Origin of the sequence: Pedobacter steynii, from assembly GCF_900103665.1 — a bacterium.
Classification (GTDB): domain Bacteria; phylum Bacteroidota; class Bacteroidia; order Sphingobacteriales; family Sphingobacteriaceae; genus Pedobacter; species Pedobacter steynii.
The window spans coordinates 310455-325600 of sequence record NZ_FNGY01000003.1 but is presented as its reverse complement, the minus strand read 5'-3'; the positions used below and the strand labels follow the sequence as shown (position 1 = coordinate 325600).

Annotated in this window: 17 protein-coding genes; 10 read left to right on the top strand and 7 right to left on the bottom strand. The window is 40.7% G+C overall.

The window, feature by feature from the left end; all coding sequences use genetic code 11:
• Window positions 1–76: 76 nt before the first annotated feature.
• Both BLQ87_RS09690 and BLQ87_RS09685 read left to right on the top strand, forming a co-directional pair.
• The gene (locus tag BLQ87_RS09690) at window positions 77–760 is read left to right on the top strand and encodes a DUF6624 domain-containing protein (RefSeq protein WP_143010396.1); all 684 of its coding nucleotides are present in this window, start codon (window positions 77–79) and stop codon (window positions 758–760) included.
• A 21-nt stretch (window positions 761–781) separates the two neighbouring features.
• Window positions 782–1069, top strand: coding sequence for an Rdx family protein (locus BLQ87_RS09685; RefSeq protein ID WP_074605953.1), 288 nt, complete (start codon window positions 782–784; stop codon window positions 1067–1069).
• 25 nt (window positions 1070–1094) lie between these two features.
• On the opposite strand, the gene BLQ87_RS09680 is transcribed toward BLQ87_RS09685, so the two are convergent.
• Genes BLQ87_RS09680 through BLQ87_RS09670 form a run of 3 tightly spaced genes read right to left on the bottom strand, consistent with a single transcriptional unit; the run spans window position 1095 to window position 3078 of the window.
• On the bottom strand, window positions 1095–2060 hold the full coding sequence (locus BLQ87_RS09680; RefSeq protein WP_074605952.1) for a polysaccharide deacetylase family protein: 966 nt from the start codon (window positions 2058–2060) through the stop codon (window positions 1095–1097).
• A gap of 8 nt (window positions 2061–2068) precedes the next feature.
• Complete coding sequence (locus BLQ87_RS09675) at window positions 2069–2443, bottom strand: helix-turn-helix domain-containing protein (RefSeq protein WP_074605951.1); 375 nt, start codon at window positions 2441–2443, stop codon at window positions 2069–2071.
• An 8-nt stretch (window positions 2444–2451) separates the two neighbouring features.
• Window positions 2452–3078 (bottom strand): S24 family peptidase, encoded by a 627-nt coding sequence (locus tag BLQ87_RS09670; protein WP_143010395.1) that lies wholly within the window; start codon window positions 3076–3078, stop codon window positions 2452–2454.
• A gap of 391 nt (window positions 3079–3469) precedes the next feature.
• On the opposite strand from BLQ87_RS09670, the gene BLQ87_RS33730 reads away from it, so the two are divergent.
• The 7 genes from BLQ87_RS33730 to BLQ87_RS09635 all read left to right on the top strand — a co-directional run bounded on the left by BLQ87_RS33730 (window position 3470) and on the right by BLQ87_RS09635 (window position 6406).
• Window positions 3470–3616: a hypothetical protein gene (locus tag BLQ87_RS33730; RefSeq protein WP_172664763.1), complete on the top strand. Its 147-nt coding sequence runs from the start codon at window positions 3470–3472 to the stop codon at window positions 3614–3616.
• A gap of 14 nt (window positions 3617–3630) precedes the next feature.
• The gene (locus BLQ87_RS09665; RefSeq protein ID WP_074605949.1) at window positions 3631–3864 is read left to right on the top strand and encodes a hypothetical protein; all 234 of its coding nucleotides are present in this window, start codon (window positions 3631–3633) and stop codon (window positions 3862–3864) included.
• Window positions 3865–3875: 11 nt separating this feature from the next.
• Window positions 3876–4067, top strand: coding sequence for a hypothetical protein (locus tag BLQ87_RS09660; protein ID WP_074605948.1), 192 nt, complete (start codon window positions 3876–3878; stop codon window positions 4065–4067).
• Window positions 4068–4200: 133 nt separating this feature from the next.
• Window positions 4201–4572: a hypothetical protein gene (locus BLQ87_RS09650; protein WP_074605947.1), complete on the top strand. Its 372-nt coding sequence runs from the start codon at window positions 4201–4203 to the stop codon at window positions 4570–4572.
• A 522-nt stretch (window positions 4573–5094) separates the two neighbouring features.
• Complete coding sequence (locus BLQ87_RS09645) at window positions 5095–5370, top strand: hypothetical protein (RefSeq protein ID WP_143010394.1); 276 nt, start codon at window positions 5095–5097, stop codon at window positions 5368–5370.
• A gap of 15 nt (window positions 5371–5385) precedes the next feature.
• Window positions 5386–5667: a hypothetical protein gene (locus BLQ87_RS09640; protein WP_074605945.1), complete on the top strand. Its 282-nt coding sequence runs from the start codon at window positions 5386–5388 to the stop codon at window positions 5665–5667.
• A 76-nt stretch (window positions 5668–5743) separates the two neighbouring features.
• Window positions 5744–6406: a DUF6624 domain-containing protein gene (locus BLQ87_RS09635; protein ID WP_074605944.1), complete on the top strand. Its 663-nt coding sequence runs from the start codon at window positions 5744–5746 to the stop codon at window positions 6404–6406.
• Between the two features lie 107 nt (window positions 6407–6513).
• On the opposite strand, the gene BLQ87_RS09630 is transcribed toward BLQ87_RS09635, so the two are convergent.
• Complete coding sequence (locus BLQ87_RS09630; protein ID WP_074605943.1) at window positions 6514–7155, bottom strand: DJ-1/PfpI family protein; 642 nt, start codon at window positions 7153–7155, stop codon at window positions 6514–6516.
• A gap of 255 nt (window positions 7156–7410) precedes the next feature.
• Here BLQ87_RS09630 and BLQ87_RS09625 point away from each other — a divergent pair, with 255 nt between their 5' ends.
• The gene (locus BLQ87_RS09625) at window positions 7411–8121 is read left to right on the top strand and encodes an SPFH domain-containing protein (RefSeq protein ID WP_143010393.1); all 711 of its coding nucleotides are present in this window, start codon (window positions 7411–7413) and stop codon (window positions 8119–8121) included.
• Window positions 8122–8194: 73 nt separating this feature from the next.
• Here the strand turns inward: BLQ87_RS09625 and BLQ87_RS09620 are convergent, their stop codons facing one another.
• From BLQ87_RS09620 to BLQ87_RS09610, 3 genes are all read right to left on the bottom strand, one after another.
• The gene (locus BLQ87_RS09620) at window positions 8195–10120 is read right to left on the bottom strand and encodes a RagB/SusD family nutrient uptake outer membrane protein (RefSeq protein ID WP_074605941.1); all 1926 of its coding nucleotides are present in this window, start codon (window positions 10118–10120) and stop codon (window positions 8195–8197) included.
• 154 nt (window positions 10121–10274) lie between these two features.
• Complete coding sequence (locus tag BLQ87_RS09615) at window positions 10275–13754, bottom strand: TonB-dependent receptor (RefSeq protein WP_074606910.1); 3480 nt, start codon at window positions 13752–13754, stop codon at window positions 10275–10277.
• Between the two features lie 158 nt (window positions 13755–13912).
• Window positions 13913–15103: a FecR family protein gene (locus tag BLQ87_RS09610; RefSeq protein ID WP_074605940.1), complete on the bottom strand. Its 1191-nt coding sequence runs from the start codon at window positions 15101–15103 to the stop codon at window positions 13913–13915.
• Window positions 15104–15146: the final 43 nt, after the last annotated feature.

Sequence of the window (15146 nt, the reverse complement as noted above, 5' to 3'; positions counted from 1 at the left end):
AGTGTTAAATGTTGTTAATTCGTATTTCTTTTTCGGATAAAATATTTAATTTGGAGGGATTAGATGCAGAGAAAATATGAAGATACTATTGTTGTTGGGTTTGTCGATTGTTGCCATGAGTTGCTTTGCTCAAAATTCGGTTAATCTGGAGTTGAAGAAGCAACTGGATGCCATTTTGCTGGCCGATCAGGGGATCCGGGAGTTCGGAGATACAGAGACGAGCGATAAAAGGAAAGATACACTTGCGGTGCTGCTGAATTATCCAAGAGCAGCATTAAATAAAAGTGCTTATGCTATTTCCCGTAAGATTGATTCTGCCAATCTTGAAAAAGTGGAGCGGATTATTAAGGAGTATGGTTATCCCGGGAAAACAATGGTCGGGGAGCCTGCAAATACGGCTGTTTTTTATGTTATTCAGCATTCGGAAAAAATTTCAACCTATTATCCCCTTATTGAGAAAGCAGGGAAAACGGGAGAATTGCCTTTTAAATATACGGCGATGATGCTGGACAGGAAGCTTGGTCAGGAAGGCAAAGCGCAGGTTTATGGTACGCAGGTGTATATGGTGATGGTTCTTAATCCTAGAACGGGTAAAAAAGAGCCTTTTGAATATGTGATTCCTATTGAAGATGCTAAAAATGTAAATAAAAGACGGAAAGAAGCTGGTTTTGAAAGTACGGTTGAAGAGAATACTTTAAAATTTGGTTTTGCTTATAAGGAATATACCATTGAACAGATCAATAAAATTGTTAAACCATAGTGTGTAATAAAATTTTTTATCATGAATTTGAAACCTACTGTTGCCATTGAATATTGCCCTAAATGTGGCTGGATGCTTAGGGCGGCCTATATGGCGCAGGAATTATTAAGCACCTTTACCGAGGAGATTAATGGTGTGTTGCTGAAGCCCAGTGAAACGGGAGGTGCTTATATCATCACTATAAATGAAGTGGTGGTCTTTGATCGAAAGGAAGAAGGTCGTTTTCCTGAGGTTAAAGAATTAAAGCAGATCGTTCGAGATGTGGTTAGTCCGGATAAAAGTCTGGGGCATTCTGACAAGACCAGTTAGTGATTGATCGCATGATGTATAACAGTTATTTAAATTCTTCCTTAATGCTTTCCCTCAGATCGTAGAGTGACCATTGTTTGTTGATTACAGATTGTTTCTCTGTTTTTAAAAGCTGAATGAAATCCTGAACACCTAAAGGCTCATTTCCATTTCCATGAATCAGGACAATGCTTCCAGCATGTGTTTGTTGTCCTTTAGCCAGCCATGCATCGCTTCCTACAGGAATAAGACCGAATGTTAAGATTTCATCCAGGAGTTTCTGATCTGACACTAATCCCGGGAAGCGGAAGAAAACGGAGGGTAGCAATCCCTTTTGTATCATCAGTATTTCGGTTGCGAGAACCTCATACATCACACTTGTGCCTGGTTCCAGCAGAAAGTTGACTGCCAAAGGAGATTTAGGGTCGTAATGATGGTTAAAGGTATGGTTGGTCCAGGTAATGGCCAGGTCTCCGGATTTTTCCAATGCTTTGAGCCAGTCGATATCAGCAGCATGATTGATCATGAATTTGCCGGTAATGGACAGTGCGACAGGAACTGGTTTCTCGATTTTTTGAAACTCAGCGATTAAAGATGTAAAAATCACCCGGTCTAAGGCTTTATGAGAAGGGCAGAGGTCAATGGTTAGCGTAATCCCTTTTTCTTTTGGAAAGCCATGGATGATTCCGGCGTCCTGAAGTGCGATGGATTCTTGTTTTGCTGCCTGAATGGCTTTTAGATAGGGGCTGTCTTTGAGGTAAGGGGATTCCTGCCAGTTTGAAATGGGTTTTGTGCTCAGTGCTGTGGCCTTGATGATTTGTGTTTCCAGGCTTTGAGGGTCGACAGTCAGGTAGTATTTCTGACCTGATTTTTCAAATTCGCGTAAGGTCATGATCTTTTTGCCCTGATCATCTGCGGCAGCAAAATATTGCTTGTAGTTTTTGATTTCCTCCTGAGCGTATAAAGTCATCACCCAGGAAGAAATAAGGAGGATCAGGGCGAATTTCTTCATCCTCTAATTTACTTCATTTCTGCTTTAAAAGCATGAAATTCTCTATGGAGTTTTAGCAATTCTGATTTTAAAGAGGAGACCTGTTCTGTCAGGATTTTATGGTTTGTTTCCAGTGTTTTGATGTCTTTGATCAGTGTCCCTTTTTCCGGTGTGAACTTCCTGTTGCCCTTACCGGTATAAAACCATTCAAAAGACATGTTGAATACATCATGAAGTTTCTTTACAAAATCGATCGGGATGTTTAAGCGGTTGTTTTCGTATCTGCTGATCACAGAGTGATCCAGGCCAAGTTGTTTTCCGAACTCTTCCTGACCCATTTTTTCTGCTTTCCTGAACACTTTTAATCTTTCCGCTTCTTCCGTTGTTTCTTTTAGTTCTGCCATTTGTTGCTTTACCTCTTTTGTAATACGTTCACAATATTGAACATTTGTCTGACATCATCCAGGTGAATGTCGAAATCCGGATACCGGTCTTTATCTGGATTGAGGGAATGGCAGGTGATCACGCCAGTGTCTGTATCGTGGTGGGTGATCCTCTTCGCGATAATGCCGTGTTTTTTGTGGACGATGATGTAATCTTTGAACCTGTGGGTGTGAAATTTACTGGTCCATAAATGCTGTTGGATTTCCCTTCCGGTTGCAATACTTCCGTCGCTGATGCTTTCCTTGGTATTGTCGTCCATACTGTCTCCTACAATTTCAAAAGCCCTGTACTGGCCTTTATGATGTTTATCCACGATAATCGTATGCTTTGGTAATTCTTCTAAATATTCCGGATCTCTGTAGCCTGGTAAATACCCGGCATATGCATATTCATTAACTAATGGTACAACCATTATGTACTTTCCTTCTCCTAAGTCTATAAAAGGAGAATCTCCTACTTCCAGTGGATAGTGGATTTCACCTAATGAGGTACTGTTTGCTTTTTGGGTTACTGCTGATTCAGGCAGCATTTCTCCCTCGCCTTCTTCATACCACTTCCTGGAAACACCAAGGTGATCTTCTAATTTCTGTCCCATTGTTTTGGGTGCCTTTTCACTTTTCAAAATTTCCGAGACGTAAGACTTGGACATATTAATTGCTTTTCCAAACTCTGTGTCGTTCTTAAATTTAAAGAAACTGTAGATCTCTTTAAGTCTCTGGAATTTTTGTGAATTTTTTTCTTCCTGATTCACAATACGTTATAATTTTAATGTCCCCTTTTACGAATACTTGATTATAATAGTTCGTAAATACGAACTATATTTGTTCTATATAGTTCAGCAAATATATATTTTAAGAATCATATTCCAAATTAATACTAAATATTTAATAATTGGAACACACCTGATTAAATAAGCTGAGTTGAATTGTATAAGAGTTGGTTGGCTCTTTTTGTATTGATTATTAGTTGATTATAATTTTATGAGCATGGAAGAAAGGAAAACAGTAAAGGCGTTACGTCAAAGAATTAAGGTTCTGGAGAAAATGCTTTTGGAAGAAGTTCTTAAAAATGACCTTATGAACGAAAAGTTAGGTTTAACGAATATTAAGGTTAAACCATGTCCGGTTGTTTAAGGAGAAGAGGTCAAATGAAAGAGACACGTAATCATATTGATATTCCAATTGCGCAGCTGCTGGGCTGTACCGATGCCGCCTTTCGATATTTGGAGGAGTGGTTTCTGAAGTACGCGATCGGCTCCGGTTGCGGAAAGAAAGAGGAGAATTGTGGTTGGGCGCTTTGGGTTGCCAGGGATTTTGTCCCTTCAAAGGTTGCCCCGGACATGAATTTCCAAAAGATATATATTAAAAATTTTACGCTATAAATTAATAACCTGTGGCAAGAATAAGAACTGTTAAACCCGCTTTTTTAAGACATGAGAAATTACAGGACCTGGAGCATGAAAATCCAGGACAGTACATTATGATCGTGTTTATGGGCTTGTGGATGCTGGCAGACAGCAAGGGCAGGTTTGAGTATAAACCCCGGGGACGGCCATCGACCTGGATCCGGATCGAAACTTATTAAGAGAAACTGCAAAGACCGCACGTTTTGCGAGGCCGGAATATAAACCAATGATTGATATCTTCTATAAACATGGATTCATTTCATTGGGTAGAGAGAAAAATTATGATTGGATGCATTTTGAAATTGGAAGATAATGGAAGAGGAGATAGAAACAAAACAAGATATGATCGACAGGAAGGCAGCCTGGTTAGAAAGGATGTTTGACCGGCTATTTATCGCAGTTCAGCAAAACCCTTTTGCTACGATGCTGATCCTCTCTGTGGGGCTTAATTTCTGGCAATATAATGTCATTAATGAAATGAACAGGTTAAGAATCCAGGACATCACCATGCTGAATGAAAAGATCAACATCGCGGTAGCGAAAGGTGTGGAGAGAGAGCTTCCAAAACAATTAGCCCCATATAAGGAACAACAGGATAGCAATAGCAAGAGATTGGATACCTCTCTAATCAATTTAAATGGAACAGTTGAATCAGTTAAACAATATTTTAATAAAAATAAATGAGAATACTATTTATAATCACTGTATTTATGTTGATGGTATCTGGAGCTTCATCGAACAGACTGGGAAACCAAAAAATCTTTAAAGCATCACATCCTCACCCGATTCATCTAAAATTGGATAGTATCAATAAGATAGTCCTGGAATTGGAAATCCTGGTAAAGGACCTCTAAACAACATCTAAAAAAGAAATCAATTCCTGTAAAACAACAAGGATAGAGCTGAAGGTAGGGGAGGCTATTTCGGGTCTAAAAGGAATCGTTATGCATTAAATTTCTGAAAATCAATTCAAATATAAAACAACAAAAAATGAACAATCAAGTAACAGCGACAGGGCGGACAGTTAGTGTTATTGTCGGTGGACAGGTCATCACTTACAACGAGGTTGTGGACACGGTAAATTTTGTATCTCTTCTGCCTGGAGTAGGTGCATAATAAAAATCAGTAAGAAGCCAGTTGTAAAACTTCAGCAGCTGGCTTCTCTTTAAGTATAAATCAGGTCGAAATGACCAAAGAAAAATAGCTATGAATAATTGGTGTTTAAAATGTCTTCCACTGCTCGTAATGATAGTTATTCTCTCCGGATGTGGTATGTTCCGTAAAGTGTTTAAAACTAATGAATATGCTGAACAGGAAATCAGCTCATTAGAAAAAAAGAAAATGAAGGAATGGACTATAGACAGGTCTACCCTGACTATTCGGGAGCAATCGGATACGGTAGTGGTCACTCCTGAAAAAATAATTAAACAAGACACTTACCTTAATCTCGATAGTCTGGTAAATGGCTTGACAGTTATTTAAAATGATTTTCTTGATGTGAGCCTGGTTTTTCAGCCAAAAACGGGTATGCTTTCTGCATCGGCGATTTTGAAACCCCGGCTTATTCCTGTTAAATTTAATAAGGAAACAATCTTGCAAAATGAGGTCAGCAGACAGACGACACAATCCAGTTCTGTCAAAGAAAGTTCAAAGGTAGAGCAGTCGAAATCCATAGTCGAAAAAAGTCTCGGCAGTTTCTGGTTGTATATATTTGGATCAGGAATACTTATTCTGATCAGCTTTTCTCTGTTTTATTGGTTAAAGAAGCGTTATCTGTAGTAGCATCGCATTTTTGAAATGAATTTCGGAACTTATCCCCGTAATAAATTATCTTAGGTTGATAAATACATCAATTATGAAAAGAATTGTCCTGACCCTTGTTTTCTTAAATAGTCTACTCGCATTTGCTCAAACTGACATAGCTCTTAAAGATTCTTTGGCCAAAATGGTCATTTGGGACCAGAAGGTGGCGGGATTTCAGCCTGAACATAAAATCGATGATCCTAAAAGGAAGCAATTTCAGGATAGTGTATTTACCTCGCATTATGGCCGGCTTCAAAAGATCCTCTCAGATCAGGGATATCCTGGATTTGATCTGGTAGGAAAACAAGGTTCCAGAGATTTCTGGTTATTGGTTCAGCATTTGGATAAATGGCCGGATTTTCAGCAGAAAGTATTGGATGAGATGAAAAAGCAGGTGTTAAAGAAAAATGCTTCCAGTGGGGACTACGCTTATCTTACGGATCGGGTAAGGCTCAATACCAGTCGCAACCAATTGTATGGGACACAGGTCTCGTATAACACAGACAGTTGTCAGGCGTTTCCTCGTCCAACAGAAAATCTGGAGTCCTTAAATAAGCGTAGAAAGGAAGTTGGGTTGGATAGTATAGAAGAATACTTAAACAAAATGAGCGAGCTTCATTTTCGAATGAATAAGGATAATTATGAAAATAGAGGAATTAAAGGGCCTAAATTATATGTGCTGGAAAACAAAAAGACATCGTTAATCAAACGCTAAGCAGAACAAACAGATAGCCACATCGGTTACCTGTTTGTTTATTCAGCAAAGTTTTGACAACAACTTCTTGATATCAGCTGTATCGAAGAAAGGCAGTTTTATCCCGTTCAGGATGCTGATTGATCATGAAGTGGTAAAATGGTACCTGGTGGAAGAGCTGCTTCGCGGTTGTAGACCATAATATTGGCGACTTTAAGTGCAACGTCAGGACCGTTGTATTGTTCTACAACATACAGCGCACCGTCGATACCAGAAGTGATTCCACCGGTTGTGATGAAATTATCATCGTGCACATAACGGACGTTTTTTATCATGTCGATACCTTTGTAATGAGATTCAACATAGTCTATGGCGAGGTAGTGTGTGGTGGCTTTTCTCCCTGCAAGTAAGCCTGTTTCAGCAAGCGTATATAATCCAACGCAAACCGAAAGAATAAGCTTGCCTTTTCCAGCCATTTGCCTAACATATTCCACCACCTCTGGTTTTGCAGGGATGGAAGTGGAATCTGCGTCATTGCCAATTCGGCCAGGGATCACAATCAGCTCGGGATCCGGACAGGTTTCAAAAGTATATTGAGGAATTATTGTGACAACGCCTCCTTCACTGATAATCGGAACAGGCGTTGCTGCTACTGTATATACGTTATAGAAAGGTGCTACGTTGAAGCGGTTGGCATGAAGAAAAACATCTAAAGGACCGTTCATGTCGACGAGCTCAACACCATTAAAAACAAGTACTGCTATATTCATTTTTTGAGAGGTTATGTGATTTTAGAGTTATGACTCAATTTACATTAAATATCCGAAGTTCCGGTAAGTAAAGTTACATGGCTTTAAAATCAGATAACTCAATGGTTCCTGTTTAGGAAAAATTCTACCAGGAATACGATCGCCATTTCCATAGATGAATATTTAGATCGTAAAATATAGATGTTTGTTTGATTATAAAGTACACTGACGATATTCTCATATAAATTAATAAATTACGTCAAAAAAACCAAACGAATGAAAAATCTATTTACGTCACTCTCTATTTGCTCGATGGCATTATTCCTTTCTTCCTGTGATCGTGCGCAGTCTAATGTACAAACATTATACACTAGTAATTGCGGTGTGAGCTGGGAACTGATAAAAGCAGGAGAAACGGTGCCCAAAGGCGTGGGAATGTGTTCTTATAAAATTACAGTCCCTGATTATCCTATGCAGGGTGAAAGCGTTTTTAAAAGCGCTTTTAAAAATCGTGTGATGGCAAAAATTGAAGTTACCTACGATTATTCCATCACGGATGCAAGGCTATATATCGGAGAGGCCAAGTACCTGGGGAAAATGAATAGCGACAGCGATAGTGAGGTAAACAGTTCTAAAGCCTATGAAACTGCTGAAAATTCTGTAATTGATAAAAGGATAAAAGAAATTGCCAGAGATCTGTTATTGAACGAGGATATCGTTGATTTTAACCAGAATGAGTTTGAAGCGGAGTTGCTTAAAAATGTAAATAATCTGCTGAAAACAAAAGGAGTGACTTTAAACTTCCTTTCATTCGTTCCTATTCCTGAAGAGCAGACCAGGCAGGCGATTGACGTAGTGACCGCAATGAAGATTTATGAATCAAAAGGGTTAACTGAAATTGGTAAAGCTGTTTCATCCGCCAGAGCAGGGGCAACGAAAGTTGAGGTTAAGGTGGTAAAAGATGAACAGGTGGTGAAAGAAGATTAATAAAGCAGGAAAATAATTTAAAACAGAAACGGCTAAGATCTTAGCCGTTTCTGTTTGTAATGTTTGGGGCCGATTACCATCCCGGATTTTGTACAAGACCTGGAGCTCTTTGTAACTCGCCCTGCATGATTGGGAACAAATAATGCTTCGGGGTTTGAAACACCCGGTCTTCCACAAAGAAGCGTTCCATGCTGTATTTAATACCATCGATTACAATCTTTCCATTTGGGTTCACTACTGGCCTCATGCCATTGATCATATGCTGAGATTTAGGATATGGCCTTGGATTTTGTGACCAATATTTTTGTGAACGCTCCGTACCGGTTGATCCGCTGCTGTTCCATTCCTGTTCTCTTGCCAGTTCTGTTGAATTGCTGGGTTCCAGGTACAAACGGGAATCAAATGCCCTTTTATTCTCATAGAAAAACTCAACCCGACGCTCCCTTTTAATATACTCGCGCATAACCGATTGGTTGGAAGCTGCTTCAGGAGGCATAGGTGCCATAAAAGATCTTGCCCTTACTGTATTGATGAGGTCATAAATTTCTGAGGTGGGTCCGGATGTTTCATTGACCGCTTCTGCATAAATGTAAATGAATTCTGGTAACCTCCAAACAGCAGGAGCGGTAATACTCACACCTCCGTCTCTGTTCCATGCTTCCTGTAGAAATTTACGAAGATAGTATCCTGTTCTGGTGGCGTTGGAAGCATTGATCTTGTCACTTCCGGTAGCTGTAGTTAATGTGGAAGGTTGGTTACTGCCATTTCTAAAAGGTGCACCATGGTAAATAATATCGCGATAAAAACGAGGGTCCCTTTTTACCGAGCGGTAAGGATTAGCATCATCATAGCCATCAGTGATGGCGCGGCTGGAGTAAATAGGGTAACCAAATCCATTAGGTGAAATGTACTCATATTCATCTACCTGTTCCTGTACCGGCTGTTGACGGGCACCACCACCACGACTAGGTGGGTATACATCTCCAAACCATCCTTCTCCTTTTGATTTTGTTACAAACCAAACGGCTTCGTTCTGAAAAGCATCCATATCATAAAACATCTGCCACAATCTGGTGTAGACCGTAGCGCCATTATAATCTTTATTGCCGCTATCGTTAAAGTCTTTATTGGTATATCTGTTATATAACCTGTAGCGCAGTCCCCCGGCTTCAGTTTTGAAGTCCAGCACAGCTTTAGCTGCATCCCTGGCAGCCTCCCAACGGGCGGCTTTGTATGTATATTCTCCTTCAAATTTCCGGTTGCCGGTATATCCGTTAGCTTTTGCTCCATTCCAAAGCGGAGTGGCTGCGGTCCACCTTGCCACTGCAATTAAGCCCAGACAGGCCCCTTTGTCTACACGGGCAAAATTCTGACCGTCCTGAGATGCCGGTAAGCGATTGTAGGCTTCTGTAGCATCCTTAACTATTTTTTCTGCCATGGTATGAACGGACTCCGGTTTAAAATCCAGCTCATTACTGGTTTGAACGGCGCGCTCTACGTAAGGCGCTTCTCCATAAATCCGAAGCACTAAATAGTGCAGGTAAGCACGCAAGAAATAAGTCTCCCCAATCCGTTTCTCTAAATCACCGGGCTGTATTGGATTATCGGGTGTTTTATTGGCTGCAACGCCTGAAAGAATGATGTTGGCTTTCCGGATGCCGCTGTATAAGTCATCCCAAAACTGACCATTGTCCCCGGGGAGCCCATTTGGGGTCCAATCGCCTGTGTTATAGCTATTGGTAATACCACCTTCAACGGTTGTTCCTTCGGCTTCATCAGTGATGGCTGCGGAAGAAAAGTGGTAAAACCAGGCTAAGGGTACATTAGCCCCCTTAGATTTAGAATAGAGATCTGTAACCAGCTGGTTCACTCTTTCATAGCGTGCAAAGGTTTCTTTTTCTGTAGTTAGATCATCAGGCAGCTTATCCAGATATTTTTTACAGGAAAGCAGCGCCATCATTAAAACTAAAAAACTTAAGGTAATTTTTATATTTTTCATCAGTATATAATTGTTTTTTAGCGATCATCAGCATATTATTCATTGATATCTATTGTTTTCAATGGTATTCATGAGCTCGCAAGCGAGGTTCATTGCTGTTTGTAAGCGGTATGCTGATGATGGTTTTATGTGATTAATTCTTTATATAATAGCGTTAAAGGGTAATGTCTATACCGAAATTATAAACCTTCAATACCGGGTACCAATAGCCACCGGCATCTCCGATTTCCGGATCTACATCAGCCCTGTCTAATCCATCCCATGTAAAGAGGTTTTGGCCTTGTGCATAAATGCGGACATTGGCAAGGCCAATTTTACGCATCAGACTTTTTGAGAAAGTATAGCCAACTTCCATATTCTTCATCCGTAAGTATTTGGCATCATAAAGAAATAAGCTATTGTTCGGATTTTTATTGTTGCTGTTCTGTCCGATATGCAAAGCTGGATACTTAGCTGTAGCGGCTGTTTCTGGTGTCCATCTATTGAGGTGCATAGGCTTTACTGATCCGGTTTTATCCTGATCAAACTGTGGGAAATCCCATGTCGCCGCATCTCTTAGCATAACGGAAGTATTGAGGGCACCCTGAAGCAATATGCTGAAATCAAATCCTCTATATTGTAAAGAGATGGGTAATCCGAACTGGATTTCCGGACTTCTGGGGTTACCAACAATCATCCGGTCTCCTAAATCATCTATTTTGCCGTCGCCATTTAAGTCCTTATAAACTACATCACCAGGACCGACTTTGCCCCAGGGTTGGAACTGGCTTTTATTTAACCGGTCTGCCTCAGCCTGGTCTGCTACAAAATGATCGAAAACATAGACGAAGTTCTCGTATAAGCGGTGACCAGTGCCCTGACGCCAGGGATGCGCTCTCGGTACTTCATTCTGGAATACAATTTTGTTTCTCGCAAAGGTGAAGTTTGGTTTCAGGGTATACCTGAAATCTTTTCCGATCTGGTCAGACCAGTTGACTTCAAATTCGAGACCACGATTGGTGACGATCCCGGAGTTGATGAATGGGGTAGAAGTTCCGGTTACCGCGGGGAAACCTAGTCTGTCGTTCCCACTTAATGAAGTTAGGATATCATAACGGTATTCATGAAAATAATCAACGGTAACATTTAAGCGTTGTTTTAGAAAGGTAGCGTCTAAACCAATGTTTGTTTTTCTGGCCTTTTCCCAGGTCAGGTTCACGTTGGCTAAAGTTCCTTCACTGATTCCACCTGGGTTCACGTTGAAATTCTGGATCCCGAAGTCGTATCCACTGCCTCCGCCATAGGTTTGAAGATAAGCAAAACGTTTATTGTCCGTAAGCCTGTCGCTGCCTACCAGACCATAAGACCCTCTGATCTTTAATTGATCCAGCCAGGAGGCTGTTCCTTTCATAAATTCTTCTCTTGAAATTACCCAGCCAATAGAGCCTGCGGGGAAGAAACCATAACGTTTATCTTTGGCGAAATTTTCCGAACCATTATAACCAAAATTGAATGAAGCTAGATATTTTCGGTTGAGATTATAGTTAAACTGACCTGTCATTCCCTGATATCGGTAATCGACCCCGGCCTTATCCCCACTATAGGCACCCTGACTGGAACGGTTGAATAAAAGCATTCCTGCAACTTCGTGTACCTTATTAAAGCTGCGTTCGTAGTTTAGTTTTAACTGATAATAGGTTCGGTTGGATGGGTCATGCTTTTCGAACTTGTTACCCAGGGTTTGATCAATACTGTATTTGTTGCCGGTTTTATAAGCGCCATCATAAAAACCAGGCGACATATACACATCAGATCCTCCGGTAGGAACAAAAGTAGCGTAACCAGGATATTCGCGGTAACCTTCCGTGTAGTGGTCTACCCTGCGGTTTATCCATTGGTCTGATGTTGCATCATAGGAGAGGGAACCGTCTATGGATAATCCGCTGGTGATGAGATCCAGGTCATAACGGAGGGAGAAAGTACCATTTAAATTGGTTACTTTCTGACTAAGATATCCGGAGCGGGTGAGTTCCCCCAAAACATTGTACCGGTAGATCTGATCTCCAAATAACATCCCACCTGGATTATCTATGAGATAAGCGGAGTTGGCTTTATTCGCATTAGGTGCCACCGTAATAGGTAAATAAGGCGGTTGGGTAGTGGCAAGGGTTGCTAACCGGCTTGCGGTAGTTGCAGGCGCTGTCCGGTCTGTAATGCGGGCACCCAGGTCTAATCTTGCTGATAGTTTGTCAGTGACGTCTACATCAATATTTGAACGAAAATTGTATCGCTTAAACTTGGAGGTTACGCCGTAATTAGAAAGATCTACATGTTTATAGTTTGGTCCCTGACCAAAATAACCACCCAAAATGTAATACCTGGCTTTATCGTTCCCGCCTCTGATCGATAAGTTATATTCCTGCTGTAATCCTCTGCCAAAAATATATTTAAAATAGTCATGATTATAGCCAAGGCCATCTGAGTTATCGCCCTTAGCCCTTCTAAACTTATCTATAGCCTCGGGAGTAAACAAATTCAATTTAGCAATATCAGCGGGGCTTAACCCATCACGAACAGCATCATTAATTTTTGCTTCGTTGTTCAGCACGGCATAATCTGCTGATCCGAGCATTTTTGGTAATTTCGTTGGGGTATTAATTCCTTGCGACATTCTGAAATTAAGCGTAGCTCTTTCAGAGGCCTGTCCTCTTTTTGTTTTAATAACGATCACACCATTGGCACCACGAATCCCATAAGGAGCAGTAGCCGCCGCATCTTTCAGAATCGTAAAAGTTTCTATTTCTTCTGCAGATAAGTAAGACATATCACGCTCTACTCCATCGACAATAATAATGGGCGATTGGTCTCCATAAGTAGATTTTCCCCTAATAAAGATCTCAGATTTATCCACTCCGGGCTCACCACCGCTATATTGGTTAGCGATTAGCCCAGGCAAACGTCCTGCAAGTACATTATTGATATTTGCAGAAGGGCTCTGTAGCAGGTCTTTGGTCGTTATCGTAGAAACCGCCCCGGTAACGGATTCTTTTCTTTGAGTAGTATACCCAACTACGGTCACTTCTTCTAAAGCTTTAGCATCTTCAACTAAAAAAACTTCAATTGTGGATCTGCCATTCAGTTCTATCTGTTGTGGCTGATAACCAAGGTAGGTCACAATGATCACAGCGTCCGCATAAGGAGCCTGGATGGTAAAGTATCCGTTTACATCCGTTCTGGCAGTTATTTTAGTTCCTTTAACCACCAAATTTGCCCCGGGAATAGGTTGTTTGGTACGGCCATCTATCACTTTTCCTGTTACCTGAGCCCGTTTTTCTTTCCCGTTATCCGGGTTAAAGGTGGTTGTTTTTTTCTTGATCAGAACCGTTTTCTCCTGGATCTCAAAATCTAAAGACAGTGGCTTTAAAAAAGAACGGAGTGCGTCGTTCAGCGGAATATGATTCGCCTCGACAGAAACAAGTGCGGAAACATCGGATGCCATGTATATAAAGTCATAACCTGTCTGCTTTTTTAGTGATTTGAATGCCTCTTTGAGCGACATCTTTTTATTAAGAGAGACGGTTTGGGCCTTTACACTTGCATTGACCTGAAACAACGACACTAACATGATGATGGTGATGATTTTCAAGGTCATCATAATTTTTAACAGCTTATTCAAGCTTTTATTTTTTTTAAACCTGTAGAAGTGCATATTTGGTTAGAATAGGTTTTGGGTTAAAATTGGTTAGTTTGTTTAATGATTTTTCATAGCTGATTGCATGGCACGTTCCGGCCAGTGAGCTTGTTTTTAGTGGCTTATATCAATACTTTTATCCTCCTTCCTTCAACAATGAAATGGATGCCGCTCAAACTCTCCAGGTGTTTAAGCAGGGCTGATAATCCTTTTGTACGGGTGTAAGTACCTCCGAATTTTCGGTTATCGTACCGGTTTCCCTGGTAGTAAACATCCACATCATACCACCTGGAGATGTTTTTCATAATTGCTTCAATATTTTTATTCTCAAAAGAAAATTCGTTATTGAGCCAGGCCGTATATTCATCAGTATCAACCGCATTTACGGCTATCTTTTTTTCGGCAACAGATGCCTGCTGACCTGGCCTTAAGGTCACCTCATTGCCATATCCGGATACGTGTAGTCCACCGGTAACCAGGGTGGTTTTTACGCCTTGCTCATCAGGGTAAGCCGAAATGTTAAAACTGGTTCCCGTAACGGTATTTTTAATAGCGCCAACTTTGACGATGAAAGGCTTTTCTTTGTTCCTGGCGACCTGAAAAAATACTTCTCCGGTAACGGAAACTTCCCTGGTATTTCCCTGAAAAATTCCTGGATAAGTGAGGGAAGAGGCCGCATTTAACCGTACCTCTGTGCCATCTGATAGCAAGATCTTGTATTGTCCGCCCCTGGGTGTTTCAATAGTATAAGACGTATTGTCGGATTGTTCAGGTTCTTTGTTCTTCAGGATAGGATCAGTTAGCCTGGTATTGTCCTTATAGAATATTTCCCCATTTTTAATTTGAACGCCTTCTTTATTATGACTGAGCTGAATGATTTCATGACTGCCTGCAATTTTCAGCACAGCGTGGTTACTGCCTGGTGCAATATCTTTGAAGGCCAGAGTTGAAAGAGAAGGCTGATCTTTTGCGTAAAACTGACTTCTGAATACATATCCTATGGTTAATACCGTCAGTAAAATTGCTGCTATTGAAATCCAGTGAAATGCGCTGGATGGACGTTTTACTTCTTCTTTTCTTCCAAACAATTCCAGCAATGCTTTGTCTGTTTGGGCAAAAGCGCGCAGGGCGTGAGGAGAATTTTCATCTGTTGATGGAGCGGATGTCTTTTCAAGCTCTTCAAGGATCAATTGTTTGAACTGTTCCTTGTTTTCATGAAGATTAAAATGATGCAATATGGTGATGATCTCCTCTGGAGCGCAATTCCCTTGAGTATATTTATTAAATAGAATAGTTAATTCCTGTTTTTCCAAAATCGATATTTACACTAATACGCTTTGGAAAAAAAATCAAACT

Bases quoted from the DNA above. Each gene is read 5' to 3' on its own strand.
- BLQ87_RS09650 (WP_074605947.1), top strand. From the start codon at position 4,201: ATGGAAGAGGAGATAGAAACAAAACAAGATATGATCGACAGGAAGGCA.
- BLQ87_RS09620 (WP_074605941.1), bottom strand. From the start codon at position 10,120: ATGAAAAATATAAAAATTACCTTAAGTTTTTTAGTTTTAATGATGGCG.
- BLQ87_RS09675 (WP_074605951.1), bottom strand. From the start codon at position 2,443: ATGGCAGAACTAAAAGAAACAACGGAAGAAGCGGAAAGATTAAAAGTG.
- BLQ87_RS09670 (WP_143010395.1), bottom strand. From the start codon at position 3,078: ATGGGACAGAAATTAGAAGATCACCTTGGTGTTTCCAGGAAGTGGTAT.
- BLQ87_RS33730 (WP_172664763.1), top strand. From the start codon at position 3,470: ATGGAAGAAAGGAAAACAGTAAAGGCGTTACGTCAAAGAATTAAGGTT.
- BLQ87_RS09615 (WP_074606910.1), bottom strand. From the start codon at position 13,754: ATGATGACCTTGAAAATCATCACCATCATCATGTTAGTGTCGTTGTTT.
- BLQ87_RS09630 (WP_074605943.1), bottom strand. From the start codon at position 7,155: ATGAATATAGCAGTACTTGTTTTTAATGGTGTTGAGCTCGTCGACATG.
- BLQ87_RS09645 (WP_143010394.1), top strand. From the start codon at position 5,095: ATGAATAATTGGTGTTTAAAATGTCTTCCACTGCTCGTAATGATAGTT.
- BLQ87_RS09625 (WP_143010393.1), top strand. From the start codon at position 7,411: ATGAAAAATCTATTTACGTCACTCTCTATTTGCTCGATGGCATTATTC.
- BLQ87_RS09665 (WP_074605949.1), top strand. From the start codon at position 3,631: ATGAAAGAGACACGTAATCATATTGATATTCCAATTGCGCAGCTGCTG.
- BLQ87_RS09680 (WP_074605952.1), bottom strand. From the start codon at position 2,060: ATGAAGAAATTCGCCCTGATCCTCCTTATTTCTTCCTGGGTGATGACT.
- BLQ87_RS09635 (WP_074605944.1), top strand. From the start codon at position 5,744: ATGAAAAGAATTGTCCTGACCCTTGTTTTCTTAAATAGTCTACTCGCA.
- BLQ87_RS09685 (WP_074605953.1), top strand. From the start codon at position 782: ATGAATTTGAAACCTACTGTTGCCATTGAATATTGCCCTAAATGTGGC.
- BLQ87_RS09690 (WP_143010396.1), top strand. From the start codon at position 77: ATGAAGATACTATTGTTGTTGGGTTTGTCGATTGTTGCCATGAGTTGC.